11 protein-coding genes, 1 tRNA gene and 1 pseudogene are annotated in these 15058 nt (G+C 64.5%); 4 read left to right on the top strand and 9 right to left on the bottom strand.

Going from position 1 to position 15058, the window contains the following annotated elements:
* Window positions 1-48: 48 nt before the first annotated feature.
* The 5 genes from LJ760_RS11435 to LJ760_RS11415 all read right to left on the bottom strand — a co-directional run bounded on the left by LJ760_RS11435 (window position 49) and on the right by LJ760_RS11415 (window position 7181).
* On the bottom strand, window positions 49-1452 hold the full coding sequence (locus tag LJ760_RS11435; RefSeq protein WP_227923053.1) for a sugar porter family MFS transporter: 1404 nt from the start codon (window positions 1450-1452) through the stop codon (window positions 49-51).
* Between the two features lie 79 nt (window positions 1453-1531).
* A complete protein-coding gene (sucD, locus tag LJ760_RS11430) occupies window positions 1532-2434 on the bottom strand; it encodes a succinate--CoA ligase subunit alpha (protein WP_227923050.1) in 903 nt (300 codons plus the stop codon).
* Between the two features lie 36 nt (window positions 2435-2470).
* Window positions 2471-3640 (bottom strand): ADP-forming succinate--CoA ligase subunit beta, encoded by a 1170-nt coding sequence (gene sucC / locus LJ760_RS11425; RefSeq protein ID WP_227923048.1) that lies wholly within the window; start codon window positions 3638-3640, stop codon window positions 2471-2473.
* A 202-nt stretch (window positions 3641-3842) separates the two neighbouring features.
* On the bottom strand, window positions 3843-6290 hold the full coding sequence (gene pcrA / locus LJ760_RS11420) for a DNA helicase PcrA (RefSeq protein ID WP_227923046.1): 2448 nt from the start codon (window positions 6288-6290) through the stop codon (window positions 3843-3845).
* Between the two features lie 87 nt (window positions 6291-6377).
* Window positions 6378-7181: an inositol monophosphatase family protein gene (locus tag LJ760_RS11415; RefSeq protein ID WP_227923043.1), complete on the bottom strand. Its 804-nt coding sequence runs from the start codon at window positions 7179-7181 to the stop codon at window positions 6378-6380.
* 91 nt (window positions 7182-7272) lie between these two features.
* Between LJ760_RS11415 and LJ760_RS11410 the strand changes: the two genes are divergently transcribed.
* Entirely contained in the window at window positions 7273-7905 is a 633-nt protein-coding gene (locus tag LJ760_RS11410; protein WP_227923041.1) for a hypothetical protein, read from the top strand.
* A 21-nt stretch (window positions 7906-7926) separates the two neighbouring features.
* On the opposite strand, the pseudogene LJ760_RS11405 reads toward LJ760_RS11410, so the two are convergent.
* Window positions 7927-9888 (bottom strand): annotated as a pseudogene (locus tag LJ760_RS11405) (MMPL family transporter); the annotation flags it as partial.
* Between the two features lie 84 nt (window positions 9889-9972).
* Here LJ760_RS11405 and LJ760_RS11400 point away from each other — a divergent pair.
* Together LJ760_RS11400 and LJ760_RS11395 are read left to right on the top strand one after the other, a co-directional pair.
* A complete protein-coding gene (locus tag LJ760_RS11400; RefSeq protein ID WP_227923038.1) occupies window positions 9973-10509 on the top strand; it encodes a MarR family winged helix-turn-helix transcriptional regulator in 537 nt (178 codons plus the stop codon).
* Window positions 10510-10541: 32 nt separating this feature from the next.
* Window positions 10542-10615 (top strand) — tRNA-Arg (locus tag LJ760_RS11395).
* Between the two features lie 27 nt (window positions 10616-10642).
* Here the strand turns inward: LJ760_RS11395 and LJ760_RS11390 are convergent.
* The 3 genes from LJ760_RS11390 to LJ760_RS11380 form a co-directional block, all read right to left on the bottom strand.
* Window positions 10643-11548, bottom strand: coding sequence for a carbohydrate ABC transporter permease (locus LJ760_RS11390; RefSeq protein ID WP_227923031.1), 906 nt, complete (start codon window positions 11546-11548; stop codon window positions 10643-10645).
* Between the two features lies 1 nt (window position 11549).
* Window positions 11550-12473, bottom strand: coding sequence for a carbohydrate ABC transporter permease (locus LJ760_RS11385; protein ID WP_227923028.1), 924 nt, complete (start codon window positions 12471-12473; stop codon window positions 11550-11552).
* 63 nt (window positions 12474-12536) lie between these two features.
* Window positions 12537-13775, bottom strand: a complete 1239-nt coding sequence (locus LJ760_RS11380; RefSeq protein WP_227923026.1) for an extracellular solute-binding protein — start codon at window positions 13773-13775, stop codon at window positions 12537-12539.
* 355 nt (window positions 13776-14130) lie between these two features.
* Here LJ760_RS11380 and LJ760_RS11375 point away from each other — a divergent pair, with 355 nt between their 5' ends.
* Window positions 14131-15054: an SIS domain-containing protein gene (locus LJ760_RS11375; RefSeq protein ID WP_227923023.1), complete on the top strand. Its 924-nt coding sequence runs from the start codon at window positions 14131-14133 to the stop codon at window positions 15052-15054.
* Window positions 15055-15058 lie beyond the last annotated feature (4 nt).

Genomic DNA, 15058 nt, shown 5'->3' with positions numbered 1-15058 from the left:
GAAGGGAACCTGCCGGCGGCAGGTTCCCTTCTTTTTGCGCACGGGTTCCTATTTGGTACCGGCAATCCGGAGCTGTTCTTCCACCTGCTCCAGGCTCTGTCCCCGGGTCTCCGGGACGAAGCGGCGGACAAACATCAGCGCCAGCAGGCCCAGCACCACGAAGATGAAGAATGTCTTCGAGATGCCGATGGCGTCCATCAGGATCGGGAAGGAGAAGCCGACGGCGAAGTTGGTCATCCACTGCACGAAGACCGACAGGCCGATGCCCAGGCCGCGGACCTTCAACGGGAAGATTTCCGAGAGCATCAGCCACGTCACCGGCGAAACGGCGCCCTGCTGGAAGGCCAGGAACGTGACCGTCAGGGCCAGGATGATGTAACCGCGGACGCTGCCTTCCGTGACGAAGATGGATACCAGCCCGATCAGCAGCAGCGAGGACCCGGTACCGATCAGTCCGGTCATCAGCATTTGCCGACGGCGGACCCGGCCCAGCAGCCAGATGCCGAAGATAGCCGCTGCCACGGACACCACACCGTTGGCAATGTTGGCGGTGAGTGCCGCCTCGGTACCGAAACCGGCGTCGGCAAGGATCTGCGTGCCGTAGTACATAATCGCGTTCACGCCGGTGATCTGCTGAACGATGGACAGTCCCATACCGATCAGCAGCACCCGCAGCAGCCAAGGTTCCGCAAAGTCCCGCAGCGTGCCTGCCTGTGCCGATTCCTTCTCCGCCAGGCCACGCACTTCGTCGTGTTCGGCCAGCGCATCTTCCTCGCTGCGGATGCGGCGAAGGGCCGCTAGTGTTTCGGCGAAGCGCCCCTTGGACGCGAGCCAGCGCGGGCTTTCCGGAACAAAGCTGATTCCGATCCACAAGGCGATGGCCGGCAGCGTGGCCACCACGAGCATCCAGCGCCAGACGCCCTGGTCTTCGCCCCAGATGTTGCCGATCACCGCGTTGGCAACAAATGCGACCAGCTGTCCGGTGACAATCATCAGCTGGTCGCGGGTGACCATCTGGCCGCGGCGTTCCGCCGGTGCCAGTTCGGCCAGGAATACGGGCACCAGCGCCGAGGCGCCGCCCACGGCCAGGCCGAGCACAACCCGGGACAGCACCATCACGGCGATCGTTGGCGCCAGGGAGGTGCCGAGGGTTCCAATCAGGAAGACGACGGCGAGACCCATCAGGATCCGGCGCCGGCCGAACCGATCAGTCAGCTTCCCGGAGATAGCCCCGCCGAACGCCGCGCCAAAGAGCAGGCTGGAGGTGATCAGGCCTTCGGTGAAGGGGGTCAGGCCCAGATCGTCTTCCATGTAGGGCAGGGCGCCGTTGATGACGCCGGTGTCGTAGCCGAACAGGAATCCGCCAAGGGTGACGATCCAGGACGCACGGCGAAGCGCCCGTCTATGCGGGGAAGGAGCCCGGTCGGGACCGGCTGTTACTGTGGTGGACATTTGCGACTTTCTTGGCTGCGACGCACAAAACCCCCGTCCCGCGGAAAAATCCGTTGGACGGGGGCGTGCAGTTACTGAACTAGAGGGCTGCGTAGACTTCGCGCAGCAGCGTAGCGGTCTCGGACGGCGTCTTGCCGACCTTCACGCCCGCGGCCTCGAGGGCTTCCTTCTTGGCCTGTGCCGTTCCGGCGGAACCGGAAACGATGGCACCGGCGTGGCCCATGGTCTTACCTTCGGGAGCCGTGAAGCCGGCCACGTAGCCGACAACCGGCTTCGTGACGTTGGCCTTGATGAACTCAGCGGCACGCTCTTCGGCGTCGCCGCCGATTTCGCCGATCATCACGATGGCCTTGGTTTCGGGATCCGCTTCGAAGGCAGCGAGTGCATCGATGTGGGTGGTGCCGATGACCGGGTCGCCGCCGATGCCGATGGCGGTGGAGAAGCCAAGGTCACGCAGCTCGTACATCATCTGGTAGGTCAGGGTGCCGGACTTGGAGACCAGGCCGATGGGGCCCTTACCGGTGATGTTGGCGGGCGTGATGCCGACCAGTGCTTCGCCGGGGGTGATGATGCCGGGGCAGTTCGGGCCGATGATGCGGGTGACCTGGTTGCCGTCGGCGTCCACCTTGGACTGGGCGTGGGCCCAGAACTCGGCGGAATCCTGTACCGGAACACCTTCGGTGATGACGACGACGAGGCTGATGCCGGCGTCGATCGCTTCCATGACGGCGTCCTTGGTGAAGGCCGGCGGCACGAAGACGATGGAGACATCGGCGTCGGTCTTGTCGATGGCCTCGGCTACGGTGCCGAAGACGGGCAGTTCAACGTCGCCGTGGGTGACGGTGGTGCCGGCCTTGCGGGCGTTCACGCCGCCGACAACCTGGGTGCCGGCCTTGAGCATCAGGGCGGTGTGCTTGGTGCCTTCGCCGCCGGTGATGCCCTGAACGATGACCTTGGAGTCCTTGTTCAAGTAGATAGACATAGGTGGGTTCTCTCTTCTAGGTTTCGACAGGCTCAGTTAGCGAGCAGCGTGAGCGAGCTCGGCGGCCTTGTCGGCGCCTTCGTCCATGGTGGTGGCCAGGGTGACCAGCGGGTGGTTGGCCTCGGCAAGGATGCGGCGGCCTTCCTCGACGTTGTTGCCGTCGAGACGGACGACCAGCGGCTTGTTGGCTTCGTCGCCCAGGATTTCCAGGGCCTTGACGATGCCGTTGGCCACGGCGTCACAGGCGGTGATTCCGCCGAAGACATTCACGAACACGGACTTGACCTGGGAGTCATTCAGGATGACGTCCAGGCCGGCGGCCATGACGGAGGCAGAGGCGCCGCCGCCGATGTCCAGGAAGTTGGCCGGCTTCACGTTGCCGTGCTTTTCGCCGGCGTAGGCGACGACGTCGAGCGTGGACATAACCAGGCCTGCACCGTTGCCGATGATGCCCACTGCGCCGTCCAGCTTGACGTAGTTGAGGTCGTTTTCCTTGGCCTTGGCCTCGAGCGGATCCGCGGCGTCCTTGTCTTCCAGCGCGGCGTGGCCGGGCTGGCGGAAGTCGGCGTTTTCGTCGAGGGTGACCTTGCCGTCGAGGGCGAGGATCTCACCGTTGCCGGTCTTCACCAGCGGGTTGACCTCAACGAGGGTGGCGTCTTCCTTGGTGAAGACATCCCACAGCTTGATGATGGCGTTCATAACGCCCTCGCGCAGCTCGGGGGCGAACCCGGCGGCGTCGACGATCTCTGCGGCCTTGGTGGAGTCAATGCCGACGGCGGGATCAACGGCAATGCGGGCGAGTACGTCGGGACGCTCCACGGCCAGCTGCTCGATCTCCATGCCGCCTTCAACCGAGCACATGGCCAGGTAGTTGCGGTTTGCGCGGTCCAGCAGGACCGAGAAGTAGTATTCCTCGGCAATGTCGGCACCCTGGGCAATCATCACCGTGTTAACGGTGTGGCCCTTGATGTCCATGCCGAGGATGTTGGATGCGTGCTCGAAAGCTTCATCGGCGGTCTTGGCAACCTTCACGCCGCCGGCCTTGCCTCGGCCACCAACCTTGACCTGCGCCTTGACGACTACAACGCCGCCGATCTTCTCAGCAGCAGCTTTGGCTTCTTCAGGGGTGTGCGCCACGATTCCGGCGAGCACGGGTACTCCGTGCGCCTCAAACATATCGCGCGCCTGATATTCAAACAGGTCCACGGGCTAGTGTCCTTCTACGTCGAAGTAGGGGTTTACATGCGATCTGGCGATCGCAGAGCAGATGCATCCGGCCGGTCTGCCCCATCAGGAACTTTAGTCCCTTGGGGCAGAACGCCGATCCCAGACTACCCCTTTAGTGATAAAGCACACAGTTCTATCGTTTGTAGAAAATGCCTGGTCTGGGTTATGAAAAACTCCCCGCTCAACTCTCTTTGGTCAGCGGCGCGTAACGCAGCAGCAGGCGTTTTTCGCCGACGTCGAACTTCACCTTCGCTACCGTCTTGTCCCCTGCTCCTTCCACCGCGAGCACGGTGCCGGAACCGAAGGAGGTGTGGTTGACCCTGTCTCCGGCCGCCACGGACACGACTTCCTTCTGCGGCTGCACGCGGCCGATGGCCTTGGCCACCGGTGAATTGGCGGTGCTGCCGCCGGTCCCGCTCGGCGCTCCGGCGCCCCAGGACGATCCGCCGTAGCGGCTTGAGGTGATGCTGCCGCCGCCCCAGGTGGGACGGTCCATACCCTCCCGCTTCCACTCGATCAGCTCGGCCGGGACTTCGCTGACAAACTGGCTGGCGGGGTTGTACTGGCTCTGGCCCCACATGCTGCGGACCTCGGACCGGGTCAGGTACAGGCGCTGGCGTGCACGGGTCAGGCCCACGTAGGCCAGGCGCCGTTCCTCGGCCAGTTCGGCCGGATCCGTGGCCGAACGCTGGTGCGGGAACAGGCCCTGTTCCATCCCGGTGAGGAAGACGACCGGGAATTCCAGTCCCTTGGCGGTGTGCAGGGTCATCAGGGTCACCACGCCCTGCCGGCGGGATTCCTCGACGGCGGCCGCGACTTCCTCCGCCGAGCCGCCGGGGGCATCGGGGATGGAATCGGCGTCGGCCACCAGGGAGACCTGTTCCAGGAACTCGCCGAGGGAACCTTCGGGATTGTCCCGCTCATATTCGCGGACCACGGCCACCAGTTCGGCCAGGTTCTCCACCCGGGATTCGTCCTGCGGGTCATTGCTGGAGCGCAGCTGCGCCAGGTAGCCGGTCTGTTCCAGGACGGCTTCCAGGGCTGCGGACGCGCCGGAGCCGCTGGCCACCTCGGCGAGGTCGTCGATCAGCTTGACGAAGCCGTTGATGGAATTGAGTGACCGGGTGGCCAGGCCCGGAGCCTCCTCGGCACGCCGCAGGGCGGCCATGAAGGAGATCCGTTCGCGTTCGGCGAGGGCGGCTACTGAATACTCGGCGCGGTCGCCGATGCCCCGCTTGGGTTCGTTGAGGATCCGGCGCAGGTTCACGACGTCGTCCGAATTCACCAGCACGCGAAGGTAGGCCAGCGCGTCCTTGATTTCCTTGCGCTCGTAGAACCGCGTGCCGCCGACCACCTTGTAGGGCAGGCCCACCCGCACCAGGACGTCTTCCAAGGAACGGGACTGGGCGTTGGTCCGGTAGAAGACGGCGACGTCGCCGGGGCGCAGGTTTTCCTCATCCTGCAGGCGGTCGATCTCCTCGGCGATGAAGCGGGCTTCCTCGTGCTCGTTTTCGCCCACGTAGCCGATGATCTTTTCGCCGTCGCCCTCCGCGGTCCACAGCCGTTTCTCGGGGCGGTTGGGGTTGCGGGAGATGACTGCGTTGGCGGCGTTGAGGATGGTCTGCGTGGAGCGGTAGTTCTGTTCGAGCAGGATGGTCCGCGCGCTCGGGTAGTCCTTTTCGAAGTCATTGATGTTGCGGACATCGGCGCCGCGGAAGGCGTAAATGGACTGGTCGGAGTCGCCCACCACGGTGAGTTCGGCCGGCGGTACGTCCAGCGCGTCGTCGTCGCTGCCCACCAGTTCGCGGACCAGGGCGTACTGCGCGTGGTTGGTGTCCTGGTACTCGTCCACCAGGATGTGCCGGAAACGCCGCCGGTAGTACTCGGCGACGCCGGGGAACGCGCGGAACATAAACACGGTCTGCGCGATCAGGTCATCGAAGTCCATGGCGTTGGCCTGGCGCATCCGCTGCGCGTAGCCCTTGTAGACGTCTGCGACGGCCTGCTCGAAGGGATCGGAGTAGTTGGCCGATTCCGCATAGGACTCTTCGTCAATGAGTTCGTTCTTCAGGGCGGAGATCTTGTTCATGATCGACTTGGGCGTGAAACGCTTCGGGTCGAGGTCCAGCCCCTTGGCCACCAGCGTGATCAGGCGCAGCGAATCCGCTGAGTCATAGATGGAGAAGTTCGAGTTCATCCCCACGGTCTTGGCTTCCCGCCGCAGGATCCGCACGCACGAGGAGTGGAAGGTGGAGATCCACATGGTCTTCGCGACGCCGCCCACCAGGTTTTCGATCCGCTCGCGCATTTCGGCGGCTGCCTTGTTGGTGAAGGTGATGGCGAGGATCTGGCCGGGGTTGGACCGGCCGGTGGCGAGCAGGTAGGCGATCCGGTGGCTGAGCACCCGGGTCTTGCCCGAGCCGGCGCCGGCCACGATCAGCAGCGGGGAGCCGGCATGCTTCACCGCTTCCTCCTGCTGCGAATTCAACCCCTGCAGCAGGTCCGCGGCCCGGCTTTCATCCGCGTAGGAGGAGCCCCTTCGCTCGGTGCCGGAATGCGGCGCCTTTGTGGCAGGCGCCGGTTCAGCTTTGCGGGGTGCGGGAAAGAGTGGATCAAAGAGATAGTCCATGATGGCTTTAAGTCTAGGCGCTGCGGCCGACATTCCGGTGAGCACCCAAACCGCCCGCTGCGGCGGGAGCGTGCCGGGCCGAACCGGTCAGCCGGAGGTCAGGGCTGCGTGGATCTCGCGGACGGCGGTGGCGGTGCCGGCGATGTGCCACCGGAAGCCGTGGACTTCGACGACGGCGGTGCTGCCGCCGGCGGCTCGGACTATGGCCTTGCCCGGCAGCCAGTCCCATTCCGGGCAGCTGTGCTGGAACCAGGCGCCGGACTGGCCGGTGGCCACACGGGCGAGGTCGCAGGAGCCGGATCCCATCATCCGGATGGTCGCCGCCCGCGAGGCCGCCGCCGTCCAGGGACCGGTGACCTCGGGGCGCAGCAGCCAGGTGGGGTGGATGTAGGTTCCTGCGGACAGGCGGTCCAGCGGTTCGTCGTCGGGTGGAGCAATAACGGATCCGTTGAGCGTGGCCGGGACGCCCTTGCCGCCGATCCACAGCCGGTCTTCCTGCGGCTGGTAGATGGCGCCGAGCAGGACATCCGGATCTCCGGGAGATTCGTGCGGTCCGGGTTCGGACCGAAGCGCGATGGCCGAGCACCAGTAAGTGGAGCCGGCGAAGAAGTTGTAGGTTCCGTCCACCGGGTCGATGACCCAGGACCGGCCGGAGGTGCCCTGGTGGCTGGCGCCCTCCTCCCCCACAATCCCGTCATCCGGGCGCAGCTGCCGCAGCCGGTTTACCACCAGGGCCTCGGCCTCGCGGTCCGCGGCGGTTACGACGTCGGACACCGAGGTCTTCTCGCTGGCGGTCAGCCCTTCCGAGCGCATACGCAGGGCAAGCTGCCCGGCTTCCTGCACCAGCTCGGCGGCGAGGTCGAAGTCTTCGGGGGATGCAACGGCACTCATAGCCCCCAGCGTAGCCGTCCACCGGCGCTCCGGACAGGCGCACACGGGGCGGCTCATCATGGTGTGGGACCGGTGCGGCCATACTGTACCTATGGGAAAAACAGCCGCGCAGCGCGCCGCCAAACACGGACTCCAAGCCGGACAGCCCCGCCCGGGCGGCCCGGGACCAATACCCGCGGGGCCGCAGGGCAAGAGCAGTCCGGGACTGCTTGTCATTGCGGGCGTGGTGGCCACACTGTTCCTGTTCTGGTACCTGCACCTCATGGTGCCGGGCCAGTTGTCCCAGCTCGCAAACGGTCTGTCCATGCCCGATTCCATGGTCTTCGGCTACGGCGAAGACCACCTGGCGGCCCTGCGCAGTGCCATGGACGAGGAGGCGCTCGGCCGGCTCAGTTACGTGCACAAGACGGCCGGGACGCTCTTTCCCCTGATCTTCGGCCTGACCTGGCTGCTGATCATCGGCCTGAACACCCAGCGCCGGGCGTTGCGCTGGGTGCTCTTCAGTGCGCCGATCCTCTTTGTGGTGGCCGACCTGTGGGAGAACATTGCCATTGACAATGCCCTCGGGGCCGTCGAACTATCGAGCGGAGATGCCGCTCTGGCCGGCACGCTGACCGTCGCCCGCTGGATCCTGCTGGGGCTCAGCCTCGTGGCGTCCGTGGTGTCCGTCTTTACCCGCGGGGTTGGACGGCCACCAGAACTTGTCGCCCAGGACAAAGGCTAGGGCCGGGACCACGACGGTCCGCACCAGCAGCGTGTCGAACAGGACGCCGATGGCCACGATGATGCCCACCTGGGTCAGGGTCACCAGCGGCAGGACGCCGAGGACCGCGAAGACGGCCGCCAGCAGGATGCCGGCGCTGGTGATCACGCCGCCGGTGGAGCGCAGTGCCGCCAGCATGCCCTGCTTGGTGCCCATGGTCGCTGCGTTCTCCCGGGCACGGGTGGTCAGGAAGATGTTGTAGTCCACACCCAGGGCCACCAGGAACAGGAACGAGTAGAGCAGTGTCTGCACGTCCATGGCCGGGAAGTCCAGCACATTCTCGAACAGCAGCCAGCTGAGACCGGTTGCGGCCAGGAACGTCAGCAGCACGGAGGCAACCAGCAGGACCGGCGCCACCAGGGAACGCAGCAGGATCATCAGCACAAGGAACACCAGGGCAATCACGGAGGTGCCCACCAGGACGGTGTCGTGCTGGTTCGCAGCCAGCTGGTCCACCCGTTCGGCCGCCTCGCCGCCTACCAGTGCCTCGTAGTCCTCAGCAGCCAGGTCACTCCGCAGGTCGGTGATGAAGGTGTTGGCTTCGTCGGTGCCGGCCTCGTATCCGGTGACCAGTTCCACCCGGGTACGTCCGTCATGCTCGGTGCCGGGGGTGGCTGCGGTGACGCCTTCGATGCCGGAGAGCTGGGCGACGGCGTCGTCCGCTGAGTCGGTGTCCACCAGGACAGTGACGGGTGAGGATGAGCCGGCGGGGAAGCCTTCGGAAAGTGTCTCCGCGGCGGTGACCGCCTGGGGCTTCTCCCGGAACTGCTCGTTTTCGCTCAGGCCGATCTGCAGGGTGAACAGGGCGCTGCCCAGGGCCAGCAGTACCAGGACGGCGGTGCCGGCAATGGTTTTGGGCCGGCGTGCGGTGGCTTCACCGAGGCGGCCCCAGAACTTGCCCTCCTTGGCCTGGTCCCCCACCGTGGGTACAAAGGGCCAGAACAGTTTGCGGCCAAGCAGCACCAGGGCCACAGGCAGCAGGAACAGTGCGCTGAAGATGGCCAGGACAATGCCGATGGCCGCCGAGAACCCGAGGCCGCGGTAGCTCTGGGTATCGGCAAACAGCAGGGTGAGCAGGGCCAGGATGACGGTGCCGCCGCTGGCAATGATGGCTTCACGGGTGCGGGTCAGGGCCTTGTGCATGGCCTCGTACACCGAGTCGTGGACACGCAGCTCCTCCCGGTACCGGGCAATGAGCAGCAGGGCATAGTTGGTGGCGGCACCGAAGACCAGGACGCTGGTAATGCCTACGGCAGACGGATCCACGGTGATTCCCGTGGCCGGGGCCAGCAGGTCCACTACCTTGGCGGCCAGCTGTTCGATGGCGCCGACGATCGCCAGCGGCACGATCCAGAGCCACGGCGAACGGTAGGTGATCAGCAGCAGCACGGCGACGACGCCGGCGGTGACGGTCAGGAGCACAAAGTTGGCTCCGGAGAACACTCCGGCCAGATCGGCACTGAAGGCAGCCCCGCCGGTCAGCTCTGCCTTGACGCCCTCCGGGGCGGCATCGGAAACGGCCGTCCGGAGCTCTTCGACCTCGGCAGAGACGGCGTCGCCGTCGTCGGCGGCTGCCTGCAGCGTCAGCGGAACAATCGCGACCAGCCGGTTCTCCGAAACCACCGGCGGAACCTGCGGCGGCGGGCCTGAGGCCCCGACCTCCGTGGCCGCTGCGTTGATCCCGGCAATGCCGGCAGTATCCGCATCCGTCAGCGGACCGCCGTCCTCGCGGGAAACCACCACAATGGCGGAGGATTCCTGCGCGTCAGGGAACTCCTGGAGCAGATCGGCGACCTGTGCGGACTGGTACTTGTCATTCAGCCCGCCCACGTCGGTGGTGTCGTTTTCCTGTGCCGGCAGGGCGAACAGGCCGATGATGACGGCCACCCCGATCAGCAGCGTGACCCACGCCGTCTTGGCGTTCTTCACTATCCCTGCATACATGCGCTTCTCCAAGCCTTCTAAAGTATCTCCATTCGAAAGTATCTTAGATATAGAGATACTTCAATTCCCAGTTACTATTAGTTTGTGGAGGATAAAGAGCTACGGCGGGAGATCGTCGATGCACTCCGCGGCATGAGCCTGGACGGACAACGTGTCGCGGACGCTTTCGCGCACTCGAACGGCCTGAATGCCACCGACATGCGCGCCCTTGTGCTCATCATGGAGGCGGAGATGCGGCATGAGGCACTAACCGCCGGGCAGCTCAGCGCCCGGCTGGGCACCTCCTCCGGAGCCACCACTGCGGTGATCGACCGGTTGGAGCGCATCGGCCACATCCACCGCAACCGCAGCCATGCGGACAGGCGGAAGGTCACCCTGCACTTCGAACCCCTGGCCATGCAGCTTGCCGGCGCCTACTTCGGTCCTCTGGGCGCACTCACCGACGAGGTCATGTCGCGGTACACGGAAACGGAGCTGCGCACCATCCTGGGCTTTATGCAGGCCATACGTGAGACCTATGACCGCCACATTAAAGACCGGCAGTCCGACGGCGCCGGCGCCGCCCCCGTCAGCGGCGGCGCTCCGGACGGGCTGCAAACACGCAGCGGGAGAAACGGGTAAGCTGGTACCGCCCGCCGGGAAGCCGGCGGTCCGCCCTCGTAGCTCAGTAGGATAGAGCGGCCCTCTCCTAAAGGGCAGGTCGTCGGTTCGATTCCGGCCGGGGGCACATTTTTCTTTAAGGGCCCGTTCCCGGCTATTTAACGGCGCCGGCCGTGAGCCCGCCGATCAGGCGCTTCTCGATGACCGCGAACAGGATAATCACCGGCACGATCGCCACGATCGAAACCCCAAACACGTATTGCCAGCTGGTGGCGTACTGGCCGATGAATTTCGTCAGCGCCACTGACAGCGGCTGGTTCTCCGCCGTGGACATGATGACCAGGCTCGCTGCGAATTCGTTCCAGGACGAAACGAAGGTGAAGATCACTGCCGTAACGATCCCCGGCCAGACCAGCGGCAGGTTGATCCGGAAAAGCACCTTGAGCCGCCCGGCGCCGTCGATCTGCGCCGCCTCGTCAATCTCGCGGGGAACTGCGGCAAAAAAACTATGCATGATCCACAACGCGAAGGAAAGATTGAAAGCCGCGTTGATCAGGATCATGGCCAGCCACGTGTCGTTGAGGTCCAGCCACAGCATCTGGCGGAAAAGCCCCGCGGTCAGCACCGCCGGCTGCAGCATCTGCGTCACGATCACCAGAAACAGGAATGCCAAACGGCCTGGGAAACGGAACCGGGCCGTGTAATAGGCAGCAGGCGTGGCCACAAGCAGCACCAGAACCGTGGCAAACACGGCAATGATGACGGTTGAAACCAGGTTGTAGGTCAGAGGCGTTTCCGGTGTGTCCCACATGGACTGGTAGTTGCCGAACTGCAGGCCCTCCTGCGGAAGATACTCAGGCGGAACCGACAGGATTTCCGGGCGGGTCTTCAACGAGCCGACGAACATCACCAGGTAGGGCGTCAGGAACAGCAGAGCGATAACGGCACCGGCAGCGGTACGTCCCCACATCCGCCGGGCACTGACGTTATCGGCATACCGGCGGGGGCGCGCGGGTGCCGGGACAGCAGTGCGGATAGGGGCCGGGGCGGTGATGGCCACTTCATGCCTCCTTCATCGGTTTGACGATCTTCACGTACGCGGCCACGATCACCAGCACGACGGCGAAGTTCACCACGCTGAGCGCGCTCGCCACGTCCAGGCGCCGGTCAAACTGAAGCACTTTGAAGATGTACGTCATCAGGGTGTCCGCACTGTAGCCGGGAATGGATCCCGTCATGATCCGCAGGATCGGGAGGTTATTGAAGACATTGATGATGTTGATCAGCACGGCGACTGCGAGCGCGCCGCGCAGCTGGGGCAGCACCACGCTGAAGTAAGTGCGCACCGGTCCCGCGCCGTCCATTTTGGCTGCCTCAAGGGCATCCCCGGGAATGGCCTGCATCCCGGCAAGCAAGGTATAGGTGGTGAACGGAAGGGACACGAACACCCCCACCACGATGGCCGCCCCGAGGGCGGTGGCAACATTCTTGGTGAAACCGTAGGAGGCGTCCAGCAGCCCGACGTCGACCATGAACTTGTTCATGATCCCGTAGTCCCGGTCCAACCCGTAGTAAAACACCGTTGTGGTCATGACTACGCTGGCCGCCCAAGGGACCACAACTGCCATCCGGACGAGCGTTCGGCCCGGGAACGGCTTGTTCAGGAAGTTCGCCAGGGCCAGTGAAATGACAACGGTCAGGGCAACCACAACCGTTACCCACACCACGGTATTGAGGAGGACACGGGGCAGGTTGGGGTCTTCGAAGACCGTCCGGTAGTTTGCCAGCCCCACACCTTCCACGTTCGTACCGGCCTGGCTGATGCGGCGGGTCGAACTGTAGATCATGTAGCCGGCAGGAAAGATCACAACTCCGAACACCAGGGCCAGCACCGGAGCGATCCAGGGCAAGGCAGCCCATCCGCTTTCACTGTTTCGGAGCTTCTGCCGGCGAACCCTCACACCCGGGTGGCGGACTGTACTCATAGGCTCAAACCGTTCTGGACCGGGAGGGGCCGCATCGGTAGACACGGCCCCTCGGGACGGGTGTCAGGCTGCGTCGGCCTTGGACTGGATCTGCTCCAGTACTGTCTGTGCGTCCTGGTCCTCCAGTTGGCCCATAAGGGACTTGAACGCTCCGTCGGCCGCGTTCCAGGCGGGGTTGGTGGTCGGATAGAACTCGGCGGTCGGCAGCATGTCCAGGAACGGCTTCAAGCTTTCATCCGAGCCCATCGCCTCGGATCCACTCTTGGTGGTGGGCAGGAAACCTTCGGTCTCCACCCAGTCCACGTAGTTGTCTTCCGCGTAGAAGAAGTCCATGAACGCCTTAATGGCCTCCTGCTTGTCCTCATCGTTCTTGAAGGCCATCAAGCGGTCCGCGACCCCGAGGGTGGAAGGTTCGCCGCTGTTGGTGGGGACGCTGGCAATCCCATAGTTCAGGTCCGGGTTCTCTTCCTTAATCTGGCCAACGGTCTGCGGCAAGGCGTAGACCATCCCGATCTGCCCCTGCGCGAAGACGTTGATCATAGGAGTGCGCTGGGTGGCGCCCGGATCCGGCTGGGTGACGCCGTCGGAGATCATTTTCTTCATAAACTCTGCTGCCTCGAGGTTCTCGGGCGTATTCACCGTGATCTCCGATTCGTCCCCAAAGCCGCCGCCGTTGCCGGCGAACCAGATGAGGCTTTCGCCCTGCGCCTCTTCCGATCCGAGCGGCATTCCGTACCCGGGAACGCCGGTGGCCGAAATCTCCTGGGCGGCTGCATGGAGTTCGTCCCAGGTGGTGGGAGGGGCCTGGATGCCTGCAGCATCGAACAGATCCTGGTTGTAGAACAGGGCACGTACCGAAGCGATCAACGGCAAGCCGTACTGGGTGCCGTCGAGCATCTCGTTTTCTGCGAACGACTCTTGGAAGTCGGCGATGGTCTCCTCTGAGGCCACCTCGTTCGCCGGATAGAGCAGCCCCTCATCCGCAAAAGCAGAAAATGCACCGCCGTTGTAAATGTCGGGCGCCTCTCCGGCCTGGATTTTCGTCTGCAGCACCGATTCCAGGTTTTCCCAGGACTCCACCTGCAGGTTCACGCTGATGTCCTCGTTGGCGGCTTCGAAATCTTCGATGACCCCTTCCCAGAGGGCCTTGGTGCCGTCGGAATAGCTGGGAACAAGCAGGTCCAGGGTGCTGGCCCCGCCTTCCTCGCCCGAGTCCCCGCTTCCCCCGAAACCGCAGGAAGACACCGTAAGCGCTCCCGCCGCGGCTAGGGCCATCATGCCGGTTCGAAGTTTGCTCTTCATTGGATCCTCTTTCAGACAGTCACGGCCGGGCCGCGAATCCGAGCCACGACGCCGAGGCCGCCGGACGGCCTGAGCACCCTTGGCTGATGATGGAACTTGATAGCAAAAGGGGATATTCGATCAGCGAACATCAGTTGATGGAAGATACTGGCCCTCCTGCCCCGGTCCGTCAAGGGGTCCGGCGCCGCCCGTCTAAAGAAAGGCCCGCAACCCGCACACCGTCGTGCGGGTTCATCCCTGGATGTGTTCGGATCATTTGCTTGATTATTTCTGATCTATAGACAGCAACTTCAATCAGAGCGCATCATTGACCAACTCTCGTCCGATCCGGAGGGCCAGCCCAGAGGAGCCGAGCATGCCTGAATCCTTTACCGCTCCCCAGGCACCTGCTGCCGGGAGCATGATGCGCAAAGAACTGCACTCGCAGCCGGACGTTTGGGAGCGTGCCATTGCCCAGGCGCATGCCGAGGACCTCCTTCCGGCCCCCGGCAAGCGCGTGGCAGTGATCGGCTGCGGCACGTCATGGTTCATGGCCCAGTCTTATGCTGCGGTCCGGGAGGCCTCCGGCGGCGGGGAGACAGACGCATTCGCAGCATCGGAAGCCGCGGCGGTGAGCGCCCGGGGATACGACGCCGTCGTCGCCATCAGCCGTTCCGGCACTACTACGGAGGTTCTGGAATTACTGGACCTCGTCGGGGAGGCGATGCCCTCTACCGCGGTCCTGGCCGACGCCGGTTCACCCGCCGCGGGGCTGGCCCGGGGTGTGGTTGCCCTCCCCTATGCTGACGAATCATCCGTTGTGCAGACCCGCTTTGCCACCTCTGCCCTGGCCTACCTGTTGACGGCCACGGGCATGGATCTGGGCAGCGCCGTGGAGGATGCGCGGAACGTCCTGGCGGAACCGATCCCTGCCGAGCTCCTTGGGGCTGAACAGTTCAGCTTCCTGGGCCGGGGGTGGACGGTCGGTCTGGCCCACGAGGCAGCGTTGAAAATGCGCGAGGCGGTCCAGGACTGGACGGAGTCCTACCCGGCAATGGAATACCGGCATGGACCAATCGCCATTGCCGGGCCGCGCAGGGTCACTTGGATGGTTGGTAAAGAACCGCGGGGGCTGCGTGCGGATGTGGTTGCGGCAGGTGCGCACTATCAGCACTCCCTCCGCCATCCGCTGGCGGAGCTCGTGCGAGTCCACAGGACAACACTGGACCGGGCATTGGCGCGGGGGTTGGATCCCGACCACCCCCGCCACCTCACCCGGTCAGTGGTCCTGGAAGGCTAGCGGC

This window comes from Arthrobacter sp. zg-Y895 (assembly GCF_020731025.1).
Classification (GTDB): domain Bacteria; phylum Actinomycetota; class Actinomycetes; order Actinomycetales; family Micrococcaceae; genus Arthrobacter_B.
This window is presented reverse-complemented; position numbering and strand designations above follow the sequence as displayed.